Origin of the sequence: Enterovirga aerilata, from assembly GCF_013044135.1 — a bacterium.
GTDB classification, from domain to species: domain Bacteria; phylum Pseudomonadota; class Alphaproteobacteria; order Rhizobiales; family Beijerinckiaceae; genus Enterovirga; species Enterovirga aerilata.
The window spans coordinates 529,730-545,773 of sequence record NZ_JABEPP010000002.1 but is presented as its reverse complement, the minus strand read 5'-3'; the positions used below and the strand labels follow the sequence as shown (position 1 = coordinate 545,773).

At 68.5% G+C, this 16,044-nt stretch carries 14 protein-coding genes and 1 tRNA gene; 10 read left to right on the top strand and 5 right to left on the bottom strand.

Going from position 1 to position 16,044, the window contains the following annotated elements; all coding sequences use genetic code 11:
* Positions 1-8: 8 nt before the first annotated feature.
* The 5 genes from HJG44_RS07920 (at position 9) to HJG44_RS07900 (ending at position 6,174) form a co-directional block, all read left to right on the top strand.
* The gene (locus tag HJG44_RS07920) at positions 9-857 is read left to right on the top strand and encodes a 3-oxoadipate:acetyl-CoA acetyltransferase (RefSeq protein ID WP_171217800.1); all 849 of its coding nucleotides are present in this window, start codon (positions 9-11) and stop codon (positions 855-857) included.
* 34 nt (positions 858-891) lie between these two features.
* The gene (locus tag HJG44_RS07915; protein ID WP_171217334.1) at positions 892-1,683 is read left to right on the top strand and encodes a glycosyltransferase; all 792 of its coding nucleotides are present in this window, start codon (positions 892-894) and stop codon (positions 1,681-1,683) included.
* Positions 1,684-2,201: 518 nt separating this feature from the next.
* Positions 2,202-2,294, top strand: a tRNA-Ser gene (locus tag HJG44_RS07910).
* 432 nt (positions 2,295-2,726) lie between these two features.
* Positions 2,727-4,547 (top strand): SLC13 family permease, encoded by a 1,821-nt coding sequence (locus HJG44_RS07905; protein ID WP_246736107.1) that lies wholly within the window; start codon positions 2,727-2,729, stop codon positions 4,545-4,547.
* A 145-nt stretch (positions 4,548-4,692) separates the two neighbouring features.
* The gene (locus HJG44_RS07900; protein WP_171217798.1) at positions 4,693-6,174 is read left to right on the top strand and encodes a phospholipase D-like domain-containing protein; all 1,482 of its coding nucleotides are present in this window, start codon (positions 4,693-4,695) and stop codon (positions 6,172-6,174) included.
* Here the strand turns inward: HJG44_RS07900 and HJG44_RS07895 are convergent.
* The 3 genes from HJG44_RS07895 to HJG44_RS07885 form a co-directional block, all read right to left on the bottom strand.
* Positions 6,082-7,107 carry a lysylphosphatidylglycerol synthase domain-containing protein gene (locus HJG44_RS07895; RefSeq protein ID WP_246736106.1) on the bottom strand — a complete coding sequence of 342 codons (1,026 nt, stop codon included), beginning with the start codon at positions 7,105-7,107 and terminating at the stop codon, positions 6,082-6,084. The genes HJG44_RS07900 and HJG44_RS07895 overlap by 93 nt on opposite strands.
* Positions 7,104-7,862: an endonuclease/exonuclease/phosphatase family protein gene (locus tag HJG44_RS07890; protein ID WP_171217797.1), complete on the bottom strand. Its 759-nt coding sequence runs from the start codon at positions 7,860-7,862 to the stop codon at positions 7,104-7,106. The genes HJG44_RS07895 and HJG44_RS07890 overlap by 4 nt, the downstream gene beginning before the upstream one ends.
* A gap of 120 nt (positions 7,863-7,982) precedes the next feature.
* Positions 7,983-8,186, bottom strand: coding sequence for a hypothetical protein (locus HJG44_RS07885; protein ID WP_171217796.1), 204 nt, complete (start codon positions 8,184-8,186; stop codon positions 7,983-7,985).
* Positions 8,187-8,344: 158 nt separating this feature from the next.
* Between HJG44_RS07885 and gor the strand changes: the two genes are divergently transcribed.
* Both gor and HJG44_RS07875 read left to right on the top strand, forming a co-directional pair.
* Positions 8,345-9,736: a glutathione-disulfide reductase gene (gene gor, locus HJG44_RS07880; RefSeq protein ID WP_171217795.1), complete on the top strand. Its 1,392-nt coding sequence runs from the start codon at positions 8,345-8,347 to the stop codon at positions 9,734-9,736.
* A 21-nt stretch (positions 9,737-9,757) separates the two neighbouring features.
* Entirely contained in the window at positions 9,758-10,888 is a 1,131-nt protein-coding gene (locus HJG44_RS07875) for an iron-containing alcohol dehydrogenase (RefSeq protein ID WP_171217794.1), read from the top strand.
* A 21-nt stretch (positions 10,889-10,909) separates the two neighbouring features.
* Here the strand turns inward: HJG44_RS07875 and HJG44_RS07870 are convergent, their stop codons facing one another.
* Positions 10,910-11,662, bottom strand: a complete 753-nt coding sequence (locus HJG44_RS07870; RefSeq protein WP_171217793.1) for an SDR family oxidoreductase — start codon at positions 11,660-11,662, stop codon at positions 10,910-10,912.
* 162 nt (positions 11,663-11,824) lie between these two features.
* Here HJG44_RS07870 and HJG44_RS07865 point away from each other — a divergent pair, with 162 nt between their 5' ends.
* From HJG44_RS07865 to HJG44_RS07855, 3 genes are all read left to right on the top strand, one after another.
* On the top strand, positions 11,825-13,210 hold the full coding sequence (locus tag HJG44_RS07865; protein WP_171217792.1) for a class II 3-deoxy-7-phosphoheptulonate synthase: 1,386 nt from the start codon (positions 11,825-11,827) through the stop codon (positions 13,208-13,210).
* Between the two features lie 308 nt (positions 13,211-13,518).
* A complete protein-coding gene (gene gltX / locus HJG44_RS07860; protein WP_246736105.1) occupies positions 13,519-14,865 on the top strand; it encodes a glutamate--tRNA ligase in 1,347 nt (448 codons plus the stop codon).
* A gap of 53 nt (positions 14,866-14,918) precedes the next feature.
* Positions 14,919-15,434: a CreA family protein gene (locus tag HJG44_RS07855; RefSeq protein WP_171217791.1), complete on the top strand. Its 516-nt coding sequence runs from the start codon at positions 14,919-14,921 to the stop codon at positions 15,432-15,434.
* Positions 15,435-15,459: 25 nt separating this feature from the next.
* Here the strand turns inward: HJG44_RS07855 and HJG44_RS07850 are convergent, their stop codons facing one another.
* A complete protein-coding gene (locus HJG44_RS07850; RefSeq protein ID WP_171217790.1) occupies positions 15,460-15,786 on the bottom strand; it encodes a hypothetical protein in 327 nt (108 codons plus the stop codon).
* Between the last annotated feature and the right edge of the window lie 258 nt (positions 15,787-16,044).

Here is a 16,044-nt window from a genome sequence, read left to right as displayed (position 1 = left end):
AGATAGCCATGAACCCCGTCGTCATCGCGGTCGCGATCACCGGCTCGGTGCCGCGCAAGAAGGACAACCCGGCCGTCCCGACCACGCCGGCCGAGCAGATCGAATCCACCCACCAGGCCTACGAGGCCGGGGCGACGCTCGTGCATATCCACGTCCGGAACGATGACGAGACGCCATCCTCCGATCCGGCGCGCTTCCAGGCCGTGCAGGAAGGGGTTCTCAAGCATTGCCCGGGGATGATCATCCAGTTCTCGACCGGCGGGCGCGGGCGGGACCAGGCCGCGCGCGGCTCGTCGCTCTACCTGAAGCCCGACATGGCCTCGCTCTCCACCGGATCGGTCAACTTCCCGACCATCATCTATGAGAACCACCCGACCCTGGTGGAGGACCTCGCGACCAGGATGCGGGACAACGGCATCCTGCCCGAGATCGAGATATTCGACCTCTCCCACATCCATGCCGCGCGGCGGCTGGTCGATGCCGGACTGATGAACGACCGCCCCCATGTCCAGTTCGTCATGGGGGTGAAGAACGCGATGCCTGCGGAGGAGCACCTCCTCGACATCCTGCTCGGCGAGACCAGGCGCATCCTGCCGCATGCGACCTGGACGGCTGCCGGGATCGGCCGCAACCAGTCGGTCGTGATGGACTGGGCGCTGGCGCGCGGCGCCGACGCGGTCCGCACCGGGCTCGAGGACAATGTCCGGGTCAGCAAGGAGCGGCTTGCGGCGAGCAATGCCGAGCTCGTGGGCATCGCTGCCGACGCCGTGCGCCGGCACGGCCGCCGGGTCGCCACGCCGGAGGAGGCACGGCGGATCCTGGGGCTCCGCCCCGCCGAGGCGGCGCGCGCGGCCTGACCGCTCCGCTCAGAGCATCACGGAGGTCGAGGGCGTGAGCGGCGGCCTGCCGCTGTCGGTCTTCGTCATCGCCCGGAACGAGGCGGACCGGATCGGGGACACGCTGCGGGCTGTCCGTGATCTCACGGACGATCTCGTGGTGGTCGATTCGGGCTCGACGGACGGAACAGTGGCGATCGCGCGTTCGCTCGGCGCGCGCGTCATCCACAACGACTGGCCCGGCTACGGGCCGCAGAAGCGCTTCGCCGAAGAGCAATGCCGACACGACTGGCTGCTCAACCTCGATGCCGACGAGGTTGCCCCGCCCGAGCTGAGGGCCGAGATCCGGGCGCTCTTCGCAAGGCCGGGCGGACCTGACCGGGACGCCTACCGGATCGGGATCCCGGAAATCTTTCCGGGCGAGACGAGGCCGCACCCGCTCGCCTACACGCTCTGGCCCGTGCGGCTCTATCGCCGCAGTCGCGGCCGCTACGCTGCCTCGACGGTGCATGACCGGGTGGAGCTTGCGCCGGAGGCGACGATCGGGCGACTCCATCACAAGCTGCACCACTTCTCGGTGCGCTCTCTGGGCGACCAGCTCGACAAGCTTAACCGCTATTCCGACCAGCAGGCCGCCGACCTGCACGCGCGCGGCGTGACGATTCCGACCTGGCGGATCTTCGTCGAATTCCCCGCTGCTTTCCTCAAGGCCTATCTCGGGCGCCGTCACTTCGTCCGCGGCACTTACGGCTTTCTCACCGCGACTAACTACGCAATCTCCCGGCACCTTCGCCTCGCAAAGTACTACGAGCGGCGCCGACTCGCTCGCCGCAGGCTGTCCGACTGATTCGACCTGCAGGTCCGAAGCCTTCGAACAGGCTCGACGTTCCCGGAATGGGGTATGCCAAATACCAGACCATGACAGAGGAGGGGCTTCGAGAACCTCGTCCGAGTGACGCCTACGTAGCCCGTTAGGTGCGGGCCACGCGAGATGCTCCGCGCCGACATCCCAGGACATTCGGGGCGCAAAAGCCCCGACCGGCATGCCTAAACCGCGGGTGTGCCTGGGAGAGACAACAAGGCCCGGAAACGCTGAGGATACATGGCTACAGTCGCTGCTGCCCGCCACGCGCGGGTGCGAATGCCCAAGGGGCGTAGCGGCCCTTCCTGCCCTGTTCGTCCTCTGGCCCATGCTGCGCAGAACGCGGTGGCTGCGGAGTGCGGAGCGGGCCGCGGTTGCGATGCCCATCGCGCCGGAATGGGGCTGCGGCGGACCTGAGCGCCGGAGAAGTCGCGAGAGGGCGAAGGCGGCCGGCCGCCTTCGTTGACGCGAGGGCGGCCGGCATGCGAGGAACGCCGCCCGACGGAGACGTGGCCGAGAGGCTGAAGGCGGCGGTTTGCTAAACCGTTATACGGCCAAAAGCCGTATCGAGGGTTCGAATCCCTCCGTCTCCGCCACACGCACGGGAGATTTCGGCCGAAGTCGCCCGCCCGCATCCTCAAAGCAGTACGCTCATCTCGGAGCCGTGGCGGCCGATCCGCGCGGAGGGCTCTACGCCGTCCGCTTCATCACGACGCTCGGGGCCGGCTCCGGACCATGCTTAGACGTGCAGATCGCTACCAGCCCGAAGCTTGCCTCGATTCGGCTTGGAGACGTTCAGCCTCGCGCTGCATGCAACGTCGCCGAGAACCCGCCGACGCCGATCGGCATCCCGCCGCACGCCACAAGATCGAATGCCGCGCCACGCGCGGATGCTGGTAGAGCCTGAGCCGGCGCTGCGGTAGGCGAGCAGACATCTTGAAATCGGGTTTCCCACCTTTCCCGCCGCGATGAGCCGTGCCGGTCCGAACGCCCGCTCCTACGCGGCATCCTGCGGGAGTGCGTGATTGATGTCGCAGCTCGCGCAAGTCCTGCTGCTGCTCGGCGCGGCCGTCATCATGTTCGCGCTGAACCGCCCGCGCATGGATGTGGTCGGGCTCATCGTGATGACGGCGCTCCCGCTCACCGGCGTGCTCACGATGAGCGAGGCGCTGGCCGGTTTCGGGGACCCGAACGTGGTTCTGATCGCGGCCTTGTTCGTCGTCGGCGAGGCGCTCGTGCGGACGGGAGTCACGCAGCGGCTCGGCGACTGGCTGACCGTCCGGGCACGGGCCAGCGAAGGACGGCTCGTCGCGCTTCTGATGGCCGCCGCCGCCGGGATCGGCTCGTTCATGTCCTCGACCGGCGTGGTCGCGATCTTCATCCCGATCGTGCTGCGGATCGCACGCACCGCCCGCATTCCACCGGGACGTCTGATGATGCCCTTGTCGGTTGCGGCGCTGGTGAGCGGCATGATGACCCTCGTGGCCACGCCCCCGAATCTCGTCGTCCACGCGGAGCTGACGCGTCAGGGCTATCCGGGCTTCGGCTTCTTCAGCTTCACGCCTTTCGGCATGCCGATCCTGATCCTTGCCATCCTCTACATGCTGTTTGCACGCCGCTTTCTGGCCCCGGGCGGGGCAGCCGACATCCCCGCGTGTGTCGCGCTGCGGAACTGGGTGGAGGAGTACAGCCTGGCGGGCCGCGAGCGGCGCCTGCGCGTAAAGGCCGGGTCGCCGCTGGCCGGAACCCGTCTCGATGCGCTTGATCTCCGCGCAAGCGCGGGCATCAACATCATCGCGATCGAGCGTGACACCCGCTTCCGGCGCAAGCTCATCCAGCCGCAAGCCGATACCGTTCTCGCCGAAGGCGATGTCCTCCTCCTGGACCTCCGCAAGGGAAGTCTCGACCTCCGCGATTTCGCACGGACCCACGCCCTGGAGGAGCTTCCGGTCTCCGGGGAATGGTTCACCGACGTGGCACAGGAGATCGGAATGGCGCAGCTTGTCGTTCCGCCCACCTCCCGCCTGATTGGCAAGACGGTGGTCGAGGCGCGGTTCAGGACGACCTACGACCTTGCCGTGATCGGGATGAAGCATGGACCGCGGCCCGTCACCACTGCTCCCCTGAGCGAGCCGATTCGGGCCGGCGACACGTTGCTTGTTGTCGGTCGCTGGAAGGCCATCCGGCGCATCCAGGCCGAGCGCAGCGATCTCCTGCTGCTGGATCTCCCGGCGGAAGCGGAGGAGGCGCTGCCCGACCGTCACCGGGCTCCGCTGGCCCTTGCCGTTCTGGCGCTTGTCGTCATCCTGATGGTCTGGGGCGTGGTGCCGAACGTCCAGGCAGCCCTTCTCGGGTGCCTCCTCCTCGGCCTGTTCCGCTGCATTGACATGGCCGGGGCGTACCGGTCCATTCACTGGCAGAGCCTGATCCTGATCGTGGGAATGCTGCCGTTCTCGCTGGCCCTGCAGCGCACCGGCGGGGTGGAGATGGCCGCTCGGGCGCTGCTGGACGTGGTCGGTGGCTCCGATCCGCGGCTGCTCCTTGCTGCGCTCTTCGCCGCGACGGCAGGGCTCGGGCTCTTCATCTCGAACACGGCGACGGCGGTGCTGATGGCGCCCGTCGCCCTCGCCATTGCGGCCGATCTCGACCTCTCGCCGCAGCCCTTCGCGATGACGGTCGCGCTCGCGGCCTCGACGGCCTTCATGACCCCGGTTTCGTCTCCCGTGAACACGCTGGTCCTCGGCCCTGGGAACTATCGTTTCGGGGATTTCGTGCGCATCGGGGTGCCGCTCGCGCTCATGACCATGATCGTCAGCGTCGTTCTCGTCCCGCTGCTCCTGCCGTTCTGAGCCGCGCCTACTGCGGCGTGGGGCCGCCTTCGTTACGCCTCTGCGCTTCAGCCATGGTTCCCGCGGTGCTCGGGAACGGTCGCGCCGCTCGCCGCTTGTTCTGGCGACGAATAGTCAAGCTCGGGCCGATGCCGGCGCGGAGATCATGGAAACCCACATCTCGCCTTCTCGATCCGAACCGCCCATCCTCCAGCCGGGCCGCAATTGCTGGCGCATCGCCGAGGCCGAGCGGGCCGCGATCCTGATCGACGCGGCCGCCTATTTCGGGCGGCTGGAGGAGGCACTGCTGCGGGCGCAGCGGTCCGTCGTGATCATCGGCTGGGACTTCGACGGCCGCATCCTGCTCAGGCCGGACAGGGGGCAGGACGCGCAGCCGCTCGGGCCCTTCCTCCGCGCCCTCGTGGAGGCGAAGCCCGAACTCGAGATCCACATCCTCGTCTGGAGCGTCGCGGTCCTGCATGCGCCGGGCTCGCCAGTCGAGCTCCTCGTCGGGGCGGAGTGGCAGAACCATCCGCGCATCCACCTGAAGCTCGACACCGAGCACCCGCTCTATGCCGCGCATCATCAGAAGATCGTCACGGTGGACGACCGTCTCGCCTTCGTGGGCGGCATGGACCTCACCGTCTCCCGCTGGGACACCCCGGAGCATGATCCGGAAAATCCTCTGCGGAGGGATCCGGACGGCAAGGCCTTCCCGCCAGTCCACGACGTCCAGATGGTGGTCGACGGCGAGGCGGCCCGGGCTGTGGTGCAGGTCGCGCACGCCCGCTGGCTGTATGCGACCGGGCAACATCTGCCGGTCGTCGAGGCGGAGCACGACGTCTGGCCAGATGCGATCGCGCCGCATTTTCGCCAGTGCTGCGTCGGGATCGCCCGCACGGCCCCGGGCTGGGGTGAGGCGCCGGCCTATGCGGAGGGCGCGGTCCTCACGGTGGACACGCTGAAGGCCGCGAAACGGTGCATCTATATCGAGGCGCAGTATCTCACGGCCGACTTCCTTGGCGACATCCTCGAGGAGCAACTCCGGCGACCCGCGGGCCCGGAGATCGTGGTCGTGCTGACGCGCGTCTCCCACGGCCTCGCCGAGCGCTGGGTGATGGGCCACAACCGCGACCACCTGCTGCGCCGACTGCGGCGCGCCGATCGCCACGACCGGCTCAGGGTCTACTATCCGGTCGTTCCCTCGAAAACGGGCGGGAGGGACGTTCTCGTCCATGCGAAGGTGGCCATCGTCGATAACCGGCTGCTGCGGGTCGGCTCCTCCAACCTGAACAACCGCTCGGTGGCGCTCGACACGGAATGCGACCTCGCTATCGAGGCGCGGAGCGAACTCGTGCGGGAGCGGATCGCCGATTTCCGGAACGCTCTGCTTGCGGAGCATCTCGGCGTGTCGCCGGAGGCGGTGCGCGACGCCGTGCGGCAGGAGGATTCGCTCGTCCGCGCCATCGACCGGCTGAATGGCGGGCCACGCCGCCTGTGCCCCTTCGAAGTCGACCAAAGTCAGGCTCCGGCGCGGCAGGTCTTCGGGACCGCCTTATTCGACCCGAAGCGCCCCTTCCGCCTGCTGCAGCCGGTGGTCCGGCTTCTCTCGTCTCTCCGGGCGCCGGCGATCAGACGCCGCGCCTGAGCGGCGGAACGCCACCTCCGCGATCACGAAGACCAGCGAACCGATCGCGAGCGGGACGAGGAAGTAGATCACCCGGAATGCGATCAGCGGTCCGATCAGGCTCGTGCCTGGCAGGAGATACATGACGGCTGTCTCGATGACGCCGAGACCGCCGGGCACATGCGTCAGCAGCGTCATCACGTTGCCTGTCACATAGGCCGTGGCGACATCGAGATAGCGCGCCTCCGAGGCTGCCGAGACGGCCGCGCCGAGGCAGGCCGCGACGAGCGCGAAATTGACGGTGCCCAGAGCCGTCTGCGCGAGCGCCAGGCGTAGCGGGGGCATCTCCACCCGCCATCCCCGGATCACGATCCCGCGCCGGAACTTCGCTGCAAGCAGGAGGTAGAGGCAGGCGAGCGCGAGGCAGCCTGCTCCGACCAGGCGCACCGTCCCGTGCGCGAGGCCCGTGAAGGAGGCCGGGATGTCGGGCTTCAGGAGCAGCGCGGCTGCCCCGAGCACCAGGAGGCCGGTCCCGACGGTCGCGCCGCAGAAGATGACGACCTTGGCGACATCACCCGCCGACAGTCCCCAGCGCGAATAGTAGCGATAGCGGAAGGCGCCGCTGCTGAGTCCCGCAAAGCCGATCGAGTGTCCGAGCGATAGGCTGACGAAGGATGCGAGCGCCGCCCGCGGATAGGGCAGGGGTTTGCCGACATAGCGTAGGGCGAGCCAGTCGAAGCCCGTCAGGCACAGATAGCTCGCTGCGGCGAAGAGGGCTGCAAGCGCGAGGTTCGAGACAGGAATCGCGCGCAGCGAAGCGGTTATGTCCTCGACCGTGTAGCGGCTCAATCCGCGATGGATCAGGTAGCCGGCGAGCGCGAGCCCGGCGAGGGCGAGGACATAGCTCAGGATACGTCGCTTGCGGCCGGATGCAGGTGGAGGCGACGGGCTCAATGGACCGTCCCCGGGTTGCGGCTCGCGCCGGGGACGAGCCCGAATTCGACGAAGAGCGGCAGGTGGTCGGACGCCACCCGGGCGAGCGGCGTTCGGATCGTTTCCACCCTGAGGACCTCGACCCAGCCATTCACGAAGACATGGTCCAGCCGTAGGAATGGCAGCCTGCTCGGGAAGGTCGGCCGGGGCCGACCGGCCGAGAGCGACTGGGCGTCCCGCAGCCGCTGTGCGATGCGCCGATACGCGCGGGAGGAAGGGACGGCATTGAGGTCGCCGACCAGCATGAGCGGGGCAGAGGGCAGCGCGGAGCCGATCCAGTCCGGGCCGAGCAGCGCATCCACCTGGATCAAGCGCTCCATCCCGCGCAGGCCGAGATGCGTGTTGACGATCTCGCAAGGCCGCCCGCCGATCTGGGCCGTCACCCACAGGGCGCCCCGCGGCTCCAGCTCCTGGTGCAGGGGCGCCGGAAGTGGACCTGCCTTCACCAGGCGGGAGGGCCGGGTGGTCAGGATGGCATCGCCATACTCCTCCTCGAAGACCCGGAGCGCCGGGTGGAAATGCAGTTCCATGCCGAGCGCCGCGGCGATCGCCTCCGCCTGGTCGATGCGGCCCGTCCGGGCGCGCCGGACATCGAGCTCCTGCAGGGCGACGACATGCGGATCACAGGAGGCGATCACCTCCGCGATGCGCTTCGGCTCGACCCTGCCATCCGTCCCGAGGCAGCGGCGGACGTTGTAGGTGACGATGCGATACACACGGCTCCTCTTGCGGCGCAGCGCGCGGGGCCGCGTCGCCCGCTTTCAACCGGAGCAGGGGCGCCGCGTTCCTTGCACGAGGCCCGGCTCAGATTCCGAAAGCCTCGCTCGGGAGGAGGGTCAGCGGAACCGGAGGAGCCGGTCGGCGATCTCGGAGAGATGCGGGCATGGCGGCAGGGTGCCGGCTTGGCTGGCCCGGCTGCAGCGCTGGGGCGCGTCGCGCACGTCGTACATGTAGGGGCTGTTCGATCGCGTCTGGTGCGCGCGCGGCGCGTACCCGCATTCGGGGCAGATCCAGGGGAGCTCTTTCGGCCTGCGTGGCACGGTGCCTCACGGTTTCGCTGCCCGGGCAAACAGATACGGCGTTCCGGGGGTTCCAGCCTTGCCGCAACCCGCCAGGGGTGCTTGCCCTCGTGAGCCATCGCCACTAGCCATCGCGCCGCAGAACGGCCGGCTCGAGATGCCCGGCCGCAAGGTGGTCCATGGCTGATCTGGAGGTCGATCTTTTCGTCATCGGGGCGGGCTCCGGGGGCGTACGCGCTGCGCGCATCGCGGCCGGCTACGGCGCCAAGGTTGCAATCGCCGAGGAATACCGGGTCGGCGGGACCTGCGTGATCCGCGGCTGCGTGCCGAAGAAGCTGATGGTCTATGCCGGCCGGTTCCGCGACGAATTCGAGGACGCGGCCGGGTTCGGCTGGGAGGTGGGCGAGACGCGCTTCGATTGGGCGAGGCTGAAGGCGAACCGCGATGCGGAGATAGCGCGCCTGGAGCGGATCTACCACTCGCTGCTCCAGGGCTCGAATGTCGAGACCATCTCCGAGCGCGCCGTCGTCGAGGACGCGAACACGGTGCGGCTCGTCCAGTCGGGCCGGACGGTGCGGGCCGGCCATATTCTGATCGCCGTCGGGGCGCATCCGACCATGGAGCCGCCCATTCCCGGAGGCGAGCTCGGCATAACCTCGAACGAGGTCTTCGAACTCGAGGCCCTGCCGCCCCGCATCCTGGTCGTGGGCGGCGGATATATCGCGGTCGAATTCGCGGGGGTGTTCGACGGGTTGGGCTCGCGCACATCCCTTCTCCACCGCGGCGACAAGCTGCTGCGCGGCTTCGATGAGGATGTGCGCGATGCGCTTGGCAAGGCCTATGCGGAGCGCGGCATCGATCTTCGGCTTGGGACGACCATCAGCCGGATGGACCGGCGCGGCGGCTGCATCGCGGTCACGCTGTCGGACGGGACGGTGATCGAGGCGGACCAGGTGCTCGTCGCGACCGGGCGGCGGCCGAACACGAAGGGGCTGGGCCTGGAGAAGGTCGGGATCGAACTCGATCCGGTCGGAGCGATACCGGTCGACGGCTATTCGCGCACGGCCGTGCCGACGATCTCCGCCGTCGGCGACGTGACGAACCGGGCAAACCTGACGCCGGTGGCCATCCGCGAAGGCCATGCCTTCGCGGACACGCTCTTCGGCGGCAAGCCGACGCTGGTCGAGCACGATCTCATCCCGACCGCCGTGTTCTCGACGCCCGAGATCGGCACCGTCGGCCACGGCGAAGACGCAGCGCGCCGCCTCTACGGCGAGGACAAGGTCGTGATCTACAAGGCCGCCTTCCGACCCATGAAGGCAACGCTGTCGGGCCGGAGCGAGCAGGTGCTGATGAAGCTCGTCGTCCATGCCGAGACGGACAAGGTGCTCGGCGTCCATGTCGTCGGCGAGCATGCGGGCGAGATGATCCAGCTTGCGGGCGTCGCCATGTCCATGGGCGCGACCAAGGCCGATTTCGACCGCACGGTCGCGGTCCATCCGACCGCGGCCGAGGAGCTCGTCACCATGCGCACGCCGTTCGTCACCAAGCGGCCGGTCGCGGTCGGGTAGCTCTCTTCCAAGGACAAGTTGATGGCGCTGATCACCTATCTGACCACGATCCGCTTCGGAGACGGGGTCCTGGAGGAGTTGCCCGAAGACTTCGCCGCACTCGGCATCGCGCGGCCGCTGATCGTGACGGACAGGGGCGTCGCCGCAACGGGGCTCCTGGAGCGGCTTTTCGCGGTCCTGCCGGCCGGCATGCCACGCATCGTCTTCGACGAGGTGCCGTCGAACCCGACGGAGGCGGCGACGCTCGCCGCGCTCGATCGGTACAGGGCAGAGGCCTGCGACGGCCTGATCGGCTTCGGCGGCGGCTCGCCCATCGACCTTGCCAAGGCGGTTTCCATCCTGGCGACCCATCCCGGCCCGCTCGCCCGCTACGCGGCGATCGACGGCGGCATTCCGCTGATCACGCCCACGGTCGCGCCGGTCATCGCAATTCCGACGACGTCCGGGACCGGCAGCGAGGTCGGCCGCGCCGCTCTCATGAACCTGGAGGACGGCCGCAAGGTCGGGCTCATCAGCCCGCATCTCATCCCGAAGCGGGCCGTCTGCGAGCCGGACCTGACGCTCGGGCTTCCACCGAGGCTGACGGCTGCGACCGGCATGGACGCCCTCTCGCACTGCATCGAGACCTTCCTGTCGCCGCGCTTCAACCCGCCTGCGGACGCGATCGCGCTGGACGGCGCAGGACGGATCGTTCGCAACCTGGAGAAGGCGGTCGCGGATGGTCAGGACCGCGAGGCCCGGTCGGAGCTGATGATGGGCGCGCTTCAGGGTGGCATGTGCTTCCAGAAGGGTCTTGGCGCGATCCACGGCCTTTCGCATGCGCTCGGCTCGCTGAAGAACCCGCCCCTGCACCATGGCACCCTGAACGCTGTGCTGTTGCCGCCGGTCCTGCGCTTCAATGCCGGGTCCGCGGACGACAAGTATCGCCGCCTCGCGCTCGCGATGGGACTGGCGGCTGACGCCGACCTCGCGGAGTACATCGACGGGCTGAACGCCCGCATCGGCATGCCCAAGACCTTAGGGGAGATGGGTGTCCCCGAGGCGGTGCTGCCCGAGATGGCCGAGAAGGCCGAGCGGGACCACTCGACCCCGACCAATCCGCGACCTGTCGCGGCCGCCGATTACCTGCGGATCATGCGCGAGACGATGTGATTCCCCGAAATTGGCGGGGCTTCAACCCCGCCCGACAAAGGGCATCTTGGTCGCCATCACGGTCATGAACTGCACGTTGGCCTCGATCGGCAAAGACGCCATGTAGGCGACTGCGCTTCCGACATGTTCGGGGTCCATGACCGGCTCGGGGCGCACGGAGCCGTCGGCCTGCGGCACGCCGGCCTTCATGCGCCCGCCCATCGCCGTATCGGCGTTGCCGATATCGATCTGTCCGCAGGCGATGTCGTAGGCGCGGCCGTCGAGCGAGGTCGACTTCGTCAGGCCTGTCACGGCATGCTTCGTCGCCGTGTAGGCAATGGAGAACGGCCGCGGCGCATGCGCCGAGATCGACCCGTTGTTGATGATGCGCCCGCCGCGCGGGCTCTGATCCTTCATGATCCGGAACGCGTGCTGCGTGCACAGGAACATGCCGGTCAGGTTCGTGTCGACGACGGCCCGCCAGGTCTCGAGCGGCAGGTCCTCGATCGGCACGGCCGGCGCACCGCGGCCGGCATTGTTGAAGAGGAGATCGAGCCGGCCGAACGTCTCGCGGACTTGCCGGAACAGGTTCTCCACGTCGTCCGGCAGCGTCACGTCGCTCGGGACCACGAGCGTGCGGCCAGGTTCTGCCTGGCCGGCAACCTCATCGAGCGGCTCGCGGCGGCGGCCCGAGAGGACGACGGACCACCCGTCCTTCAGCAGCGCCAGCGACGCCGCCTTCCCGACGCCGGTTCCCGCGCCCGTGACGAGGGCGATCTTCCCCGATCCGTTCATGCCCGATACCTCACGCCTTGCCCCGAGCGGCTCTTAGGCTCTCCCGGCGCCCCGCGACAGAGCCTTTAGAACGTCCCGAGCCTCGCTATCGCCGCCTTGTGCTGTATAAGCGCCTGTCTTCCACGAGCGGCGAGCCGCCCAGGAGATGAACGGGAGAAAGTGATGAGCGAGCGGTGGGCACCTGACAGCTGGCGGCAGCGTCCGATCCAGCAGGTGCCGTTCTATGCGGACGAGGAGGCGCTCGGAGCCGTGGAGGCCCAGCTCGCCGGCTTTCCGCCGCTCGTTTTTGCAGGCGAGGCGCGCAAGCTCAAGCGGGCCTTGGGCAAGGTGGCGGCCGGCGAGGCTTTCCTGCTCCAGGGCGGCGATTGCGCCGAGAGCTTCGCCGAGCATTCGGCGGACAACATCCGCGACTTCTTCCGCGTGTTCCTGCAGATGGCGGTCGTCCTGACCTTCGCGGGCGCCTCGCCCGTCGTGAAGGTCGGCCGCATCGCTGGCCAGTTCGCCAAGCCGCGCTCGGCGCCGACGGAGACGATCGACGGGATGGAACTGCCGAGCTATCGCGGCGACATCATCAACGACAACGCCTTCACGGAGGAGGCGCGCCGCCCCGATCCGCGCCGGCAGATCGAGGCCTACCGGCAGTCGGCCGCGACGCTGAACCTGCTGCGCGCCTTCGCAACGGGCGGCTACGCCAATCTCGACAACGTCGACCGCTGGATGTTGGGCTTCGCGAAGGACTCGGCGCAATCGTCCCGATACCGTGAGCTGGCGGACCGCATCTCCGAGACGCTTGCCTTCATGCGGGCCATCGGCATCGACCCGGAGGTTCATCCGGAGATGCGAACGACTGACTTCTACACCAGCCACGAGGCCCTGCTTCTCGGCTACGAGCAGGCCCTGACGCGTGTCGATTCGACCACCGGGGACTACTACGCCACCTCCGGCCACATGCTCTGGATCGGCGATCGCACGCGGCAGCCGGACCATGCGCATGTGGAATATGCGCGCGGGATCAGGAACCCGATCGGGCTGAAATGCGGGCCCTCGCTCACCGCGGACGGGCTCCTGCGGCTTGCGGACATCCTCGATCCGGAGCGGGAGCCCGGCCGTCTGACGCTCATCTGCCGCTTCGGCGCCAGCAAGGTCTTCGAGCACCTGCCCGGTCTGATCCGGGCCATGAAGCGCGAAGGCCGCATGCCGATCTGGTCCTGCGATCCGATGCACGGCAACACGGTGAAGTCCGGAAACGGCTACAAGACCCGGCCCTTCGAGCTGATCGTGGGCGAGATCCGGTCCTTTTTCGCCGTCCATCAGGCGGAGGGGACGCATGCCGGCGGGGTGCATCTGGAGATGACGGGCAAGAACGTTACGGAATGCACGGGCGGGGCGCGCGCCGTCACGGACCAGGATCTCGGCGACCGCTATCATACCTTCTGCGACCCGCGACTGAATGCCGAGCAGGCGCTGGAGATAGCCTTCATGACGGCCGAGCTGATCAAGCAGGAGCGGCTCGCCCGGGGCGTCCAGATCCCGGTCGCGGCCGAGTAGCGCCTAAGAAAAAGGGGCGGTTCGGCACCGCCCCTTTTCCCGTTCCGGTGCCCTGCCGAGAATAGCGGTTCAGCTGAGCCAGTTCGTGAACAGCGCGATCAGGATGATGATCGGCAGCGGGATGCCGATCAGCCAGAGAAGGCCGCCCTTGAGCATGTCAGTCTCCCATTCGAAGATGCCGGAACAACTGCGGCAAGCTTGACCGGTTCCGCGCGACCCGGGGCAGTGCCCGGCCTTCCGCGCCTTCCCAACTCGGACCACCGCCGTCGGCGGTCGCGGCGGGAGACATCGCCGCCCCAAGCGGCTACATGCCGGCCATGGCTCCCGTCCTGCGTTTCGCCCCGTCCCCGACGGGCCTCATCCACATCGGCAATGCCCGCACGGCCCTTCTCAACGCCCTCGTGGCGCGGCGCGAGGGCGGCATCTTCGTGCTCCGCTTCGACGACACGGACGCCGAACGCTCCCGGACCGAGTACGCCGAGCAGACCGAGGCCGATCTCGCCTGGCTCGGCATCCGTCCCAACCTCGTCGTACGTCAGTCGGAGCGGATGGAACTGTATGCGGAGGCGTCCGAGCGCCTGAAGGCGGCGGGCCGGCTCTATTCCTGCTACGAGACCGCGGAGGAGCTCGATCGTCGCCGCCGCATCCAGCTCGCCCGCGGCCAGCCGCCGATCTACGACCGCGCCGCGCTCTCTTTGACGGACGAGGACAGGCGAGCGTTGGAGGAACAGGGCCGGCGGCCGCATTGGCGCTTCCGCCTCGAGCCGCGCGTGGCCGGGTGGGAGGATCGCGTGCGCGGTCCGTCGCATGTGGACTGCGCTTCGCTCTCCGACCCGGTGCTGGTGCGCGAAGACGGCACCTACCTCTACACCCTGCCGTCCGTCGTGGATGACATCGCGCTCGGCATCACGGATGTGGTCCGGGGCGAGGACCACGTGACCAATACGGGCGTGCAGATCCAGCTCTTCGAAGCGCTCGGGGCGAGGCCGCCCGCCTTCGGCCACCACAACCTGTTGACCACGATGAGCGGGGAGGGGCTCTCGAAGCGCTCGGGCGCGCTCTCGCTGCGGCAACTCGCCGAGGACGGCTACGAACCGCTTGCGGTGGCCGCGCTCGCAGTGCTCGTCGGCTCCTCCGAGGCCGTGCGGCCCGTCGCCGATCTCGACGAGCTCGCGTCCCTCGTCGACCTGGCGCACATCTCGCGCGGCCCGGCCAAGTTCGACGAATCCGAGCTCGACGCGCTGAACGCGCGCTTCGTGCATGCCATGCCGTACGAGACCGCCCGGCCGCGGCTCGAGGACCTCCATATCGGCGGCGGCGAGGAGTTCTGGAACGCGGTGCGCGCCAACCTCTCCCGCTTCGGCGATGCGCTACGCTGGTGGGGGATCGTGGAGGGGCCGGTCTCACCCCAGATCGAGGATCCGGCGCTGATCGCGGCCGCCCTCCGCCTCCTCCCGCCCGAGCCCTGGGACGCGACCACCTGGAAGAGCTGGACGGATGCCGTGCGGGCTGAGACGGGGCTGAAGGGCCGGGCGCTGTTCCTTCCGCTCCGCCTCGCGCTCACCGGGCTCGACCACGGCCCGGAACTCGCGGCGCTTCTCCCCCTCATCGGGCCCGAGAGGGCGAAAGCCAGGCTGGCGGGCGAAGTTGCCTGACACTCGCGAAGCTTGGCCACCGATCCCATATTTCTCTCGCTGAGGAGGACGCGATGCGGCACTGGGTTGCGGGGATCGTGGTGGGGCTTGCGGCGGTGCTGGCCATCGGCACGGCCTCGGCCGAAGGTCCCGACGAGATATTCAAGAAGTCGACCGTCTGGCGCGCGCTGACGCCGAACGACAAGCTCGCGGTCTACGGCATCGACGATCCGGAGGTGGAGGGCGTCGCCTGTCACTACACCGTGCCGGAGAAGGGAGGCGTGAAGGGGACGCTCGGCCTGGCCGAGGAGCGGTCCGAGATCTCGCTCGCCTGCCGCCAGGTCGGGCCGATCCGCTTCAAGTCGAAATTCGAGCAGGGCGATGTCGTGTTCAGCGAGCGCCGCTCGCTGGTCTTCAAGAAGATGCAGATCGTGCGCGGCTGCGACGCCAAACGCAACGTGCTCGTCTACCTCGTCTATTCGGACCGGGTGATCGAGGGCTCGCCGCAGAACTCCACCTCGACCGTGCCGATCATGCCCTGGGGGCAGCAGACCGACACGCAGCGCTGCGGCGAATTCGTGAAGGGCTGAGCGGGCGCCCCTTCCGCGCCCGCCTTCAGCGGCCGCAGGTGATCGAGATCGGGCGGTTCTCGGGCAGGCTCGAACGGGCCAGGCGGGCCTTGATCGAGCCTGTCACCTCCGTCGGGTCGGCCTCGCCGAAGGTGATCGCGCGGGTGTAGCCCTGCGCCGCGCACCACTGGTCGGCCACCACCTTGCCGCAGGCGGGCGTAGTGCACTCGGCCACGCCGTAGCTGTCGTCGGCCGGGATGACGAAGGTGGCGCTGAGGGGCGCTTCGCCGGAGACGACCGCAGGCATGTCCAGGAGCGTAGCTCCGCCCAGCACGGAAGCGACCAGCCCGAGCATGGCGAACCTGCGACGCATCGTGAACATCCTCTGGGCCGACCGGCCGCATTTGTGTCAAACTTTTGGCCGTCGGCCGTGAAGAAAGCTTTAAGTGGCGGACCGCTGGGCGGAGGTGCGCAGCCACACCTAAAGGCAGCCGCGAGCCGCCGCTCTTGACGGATTCGGCCCCGACCGGCAATGCGCGGCACCCCTCCTGGCCACGATCCCTCGGCGGCTGTTGCCGTATTGCACCGCAATGCGCCGGCTCGCACGGTGGGGCAGGGGAGTTGTCGGAGT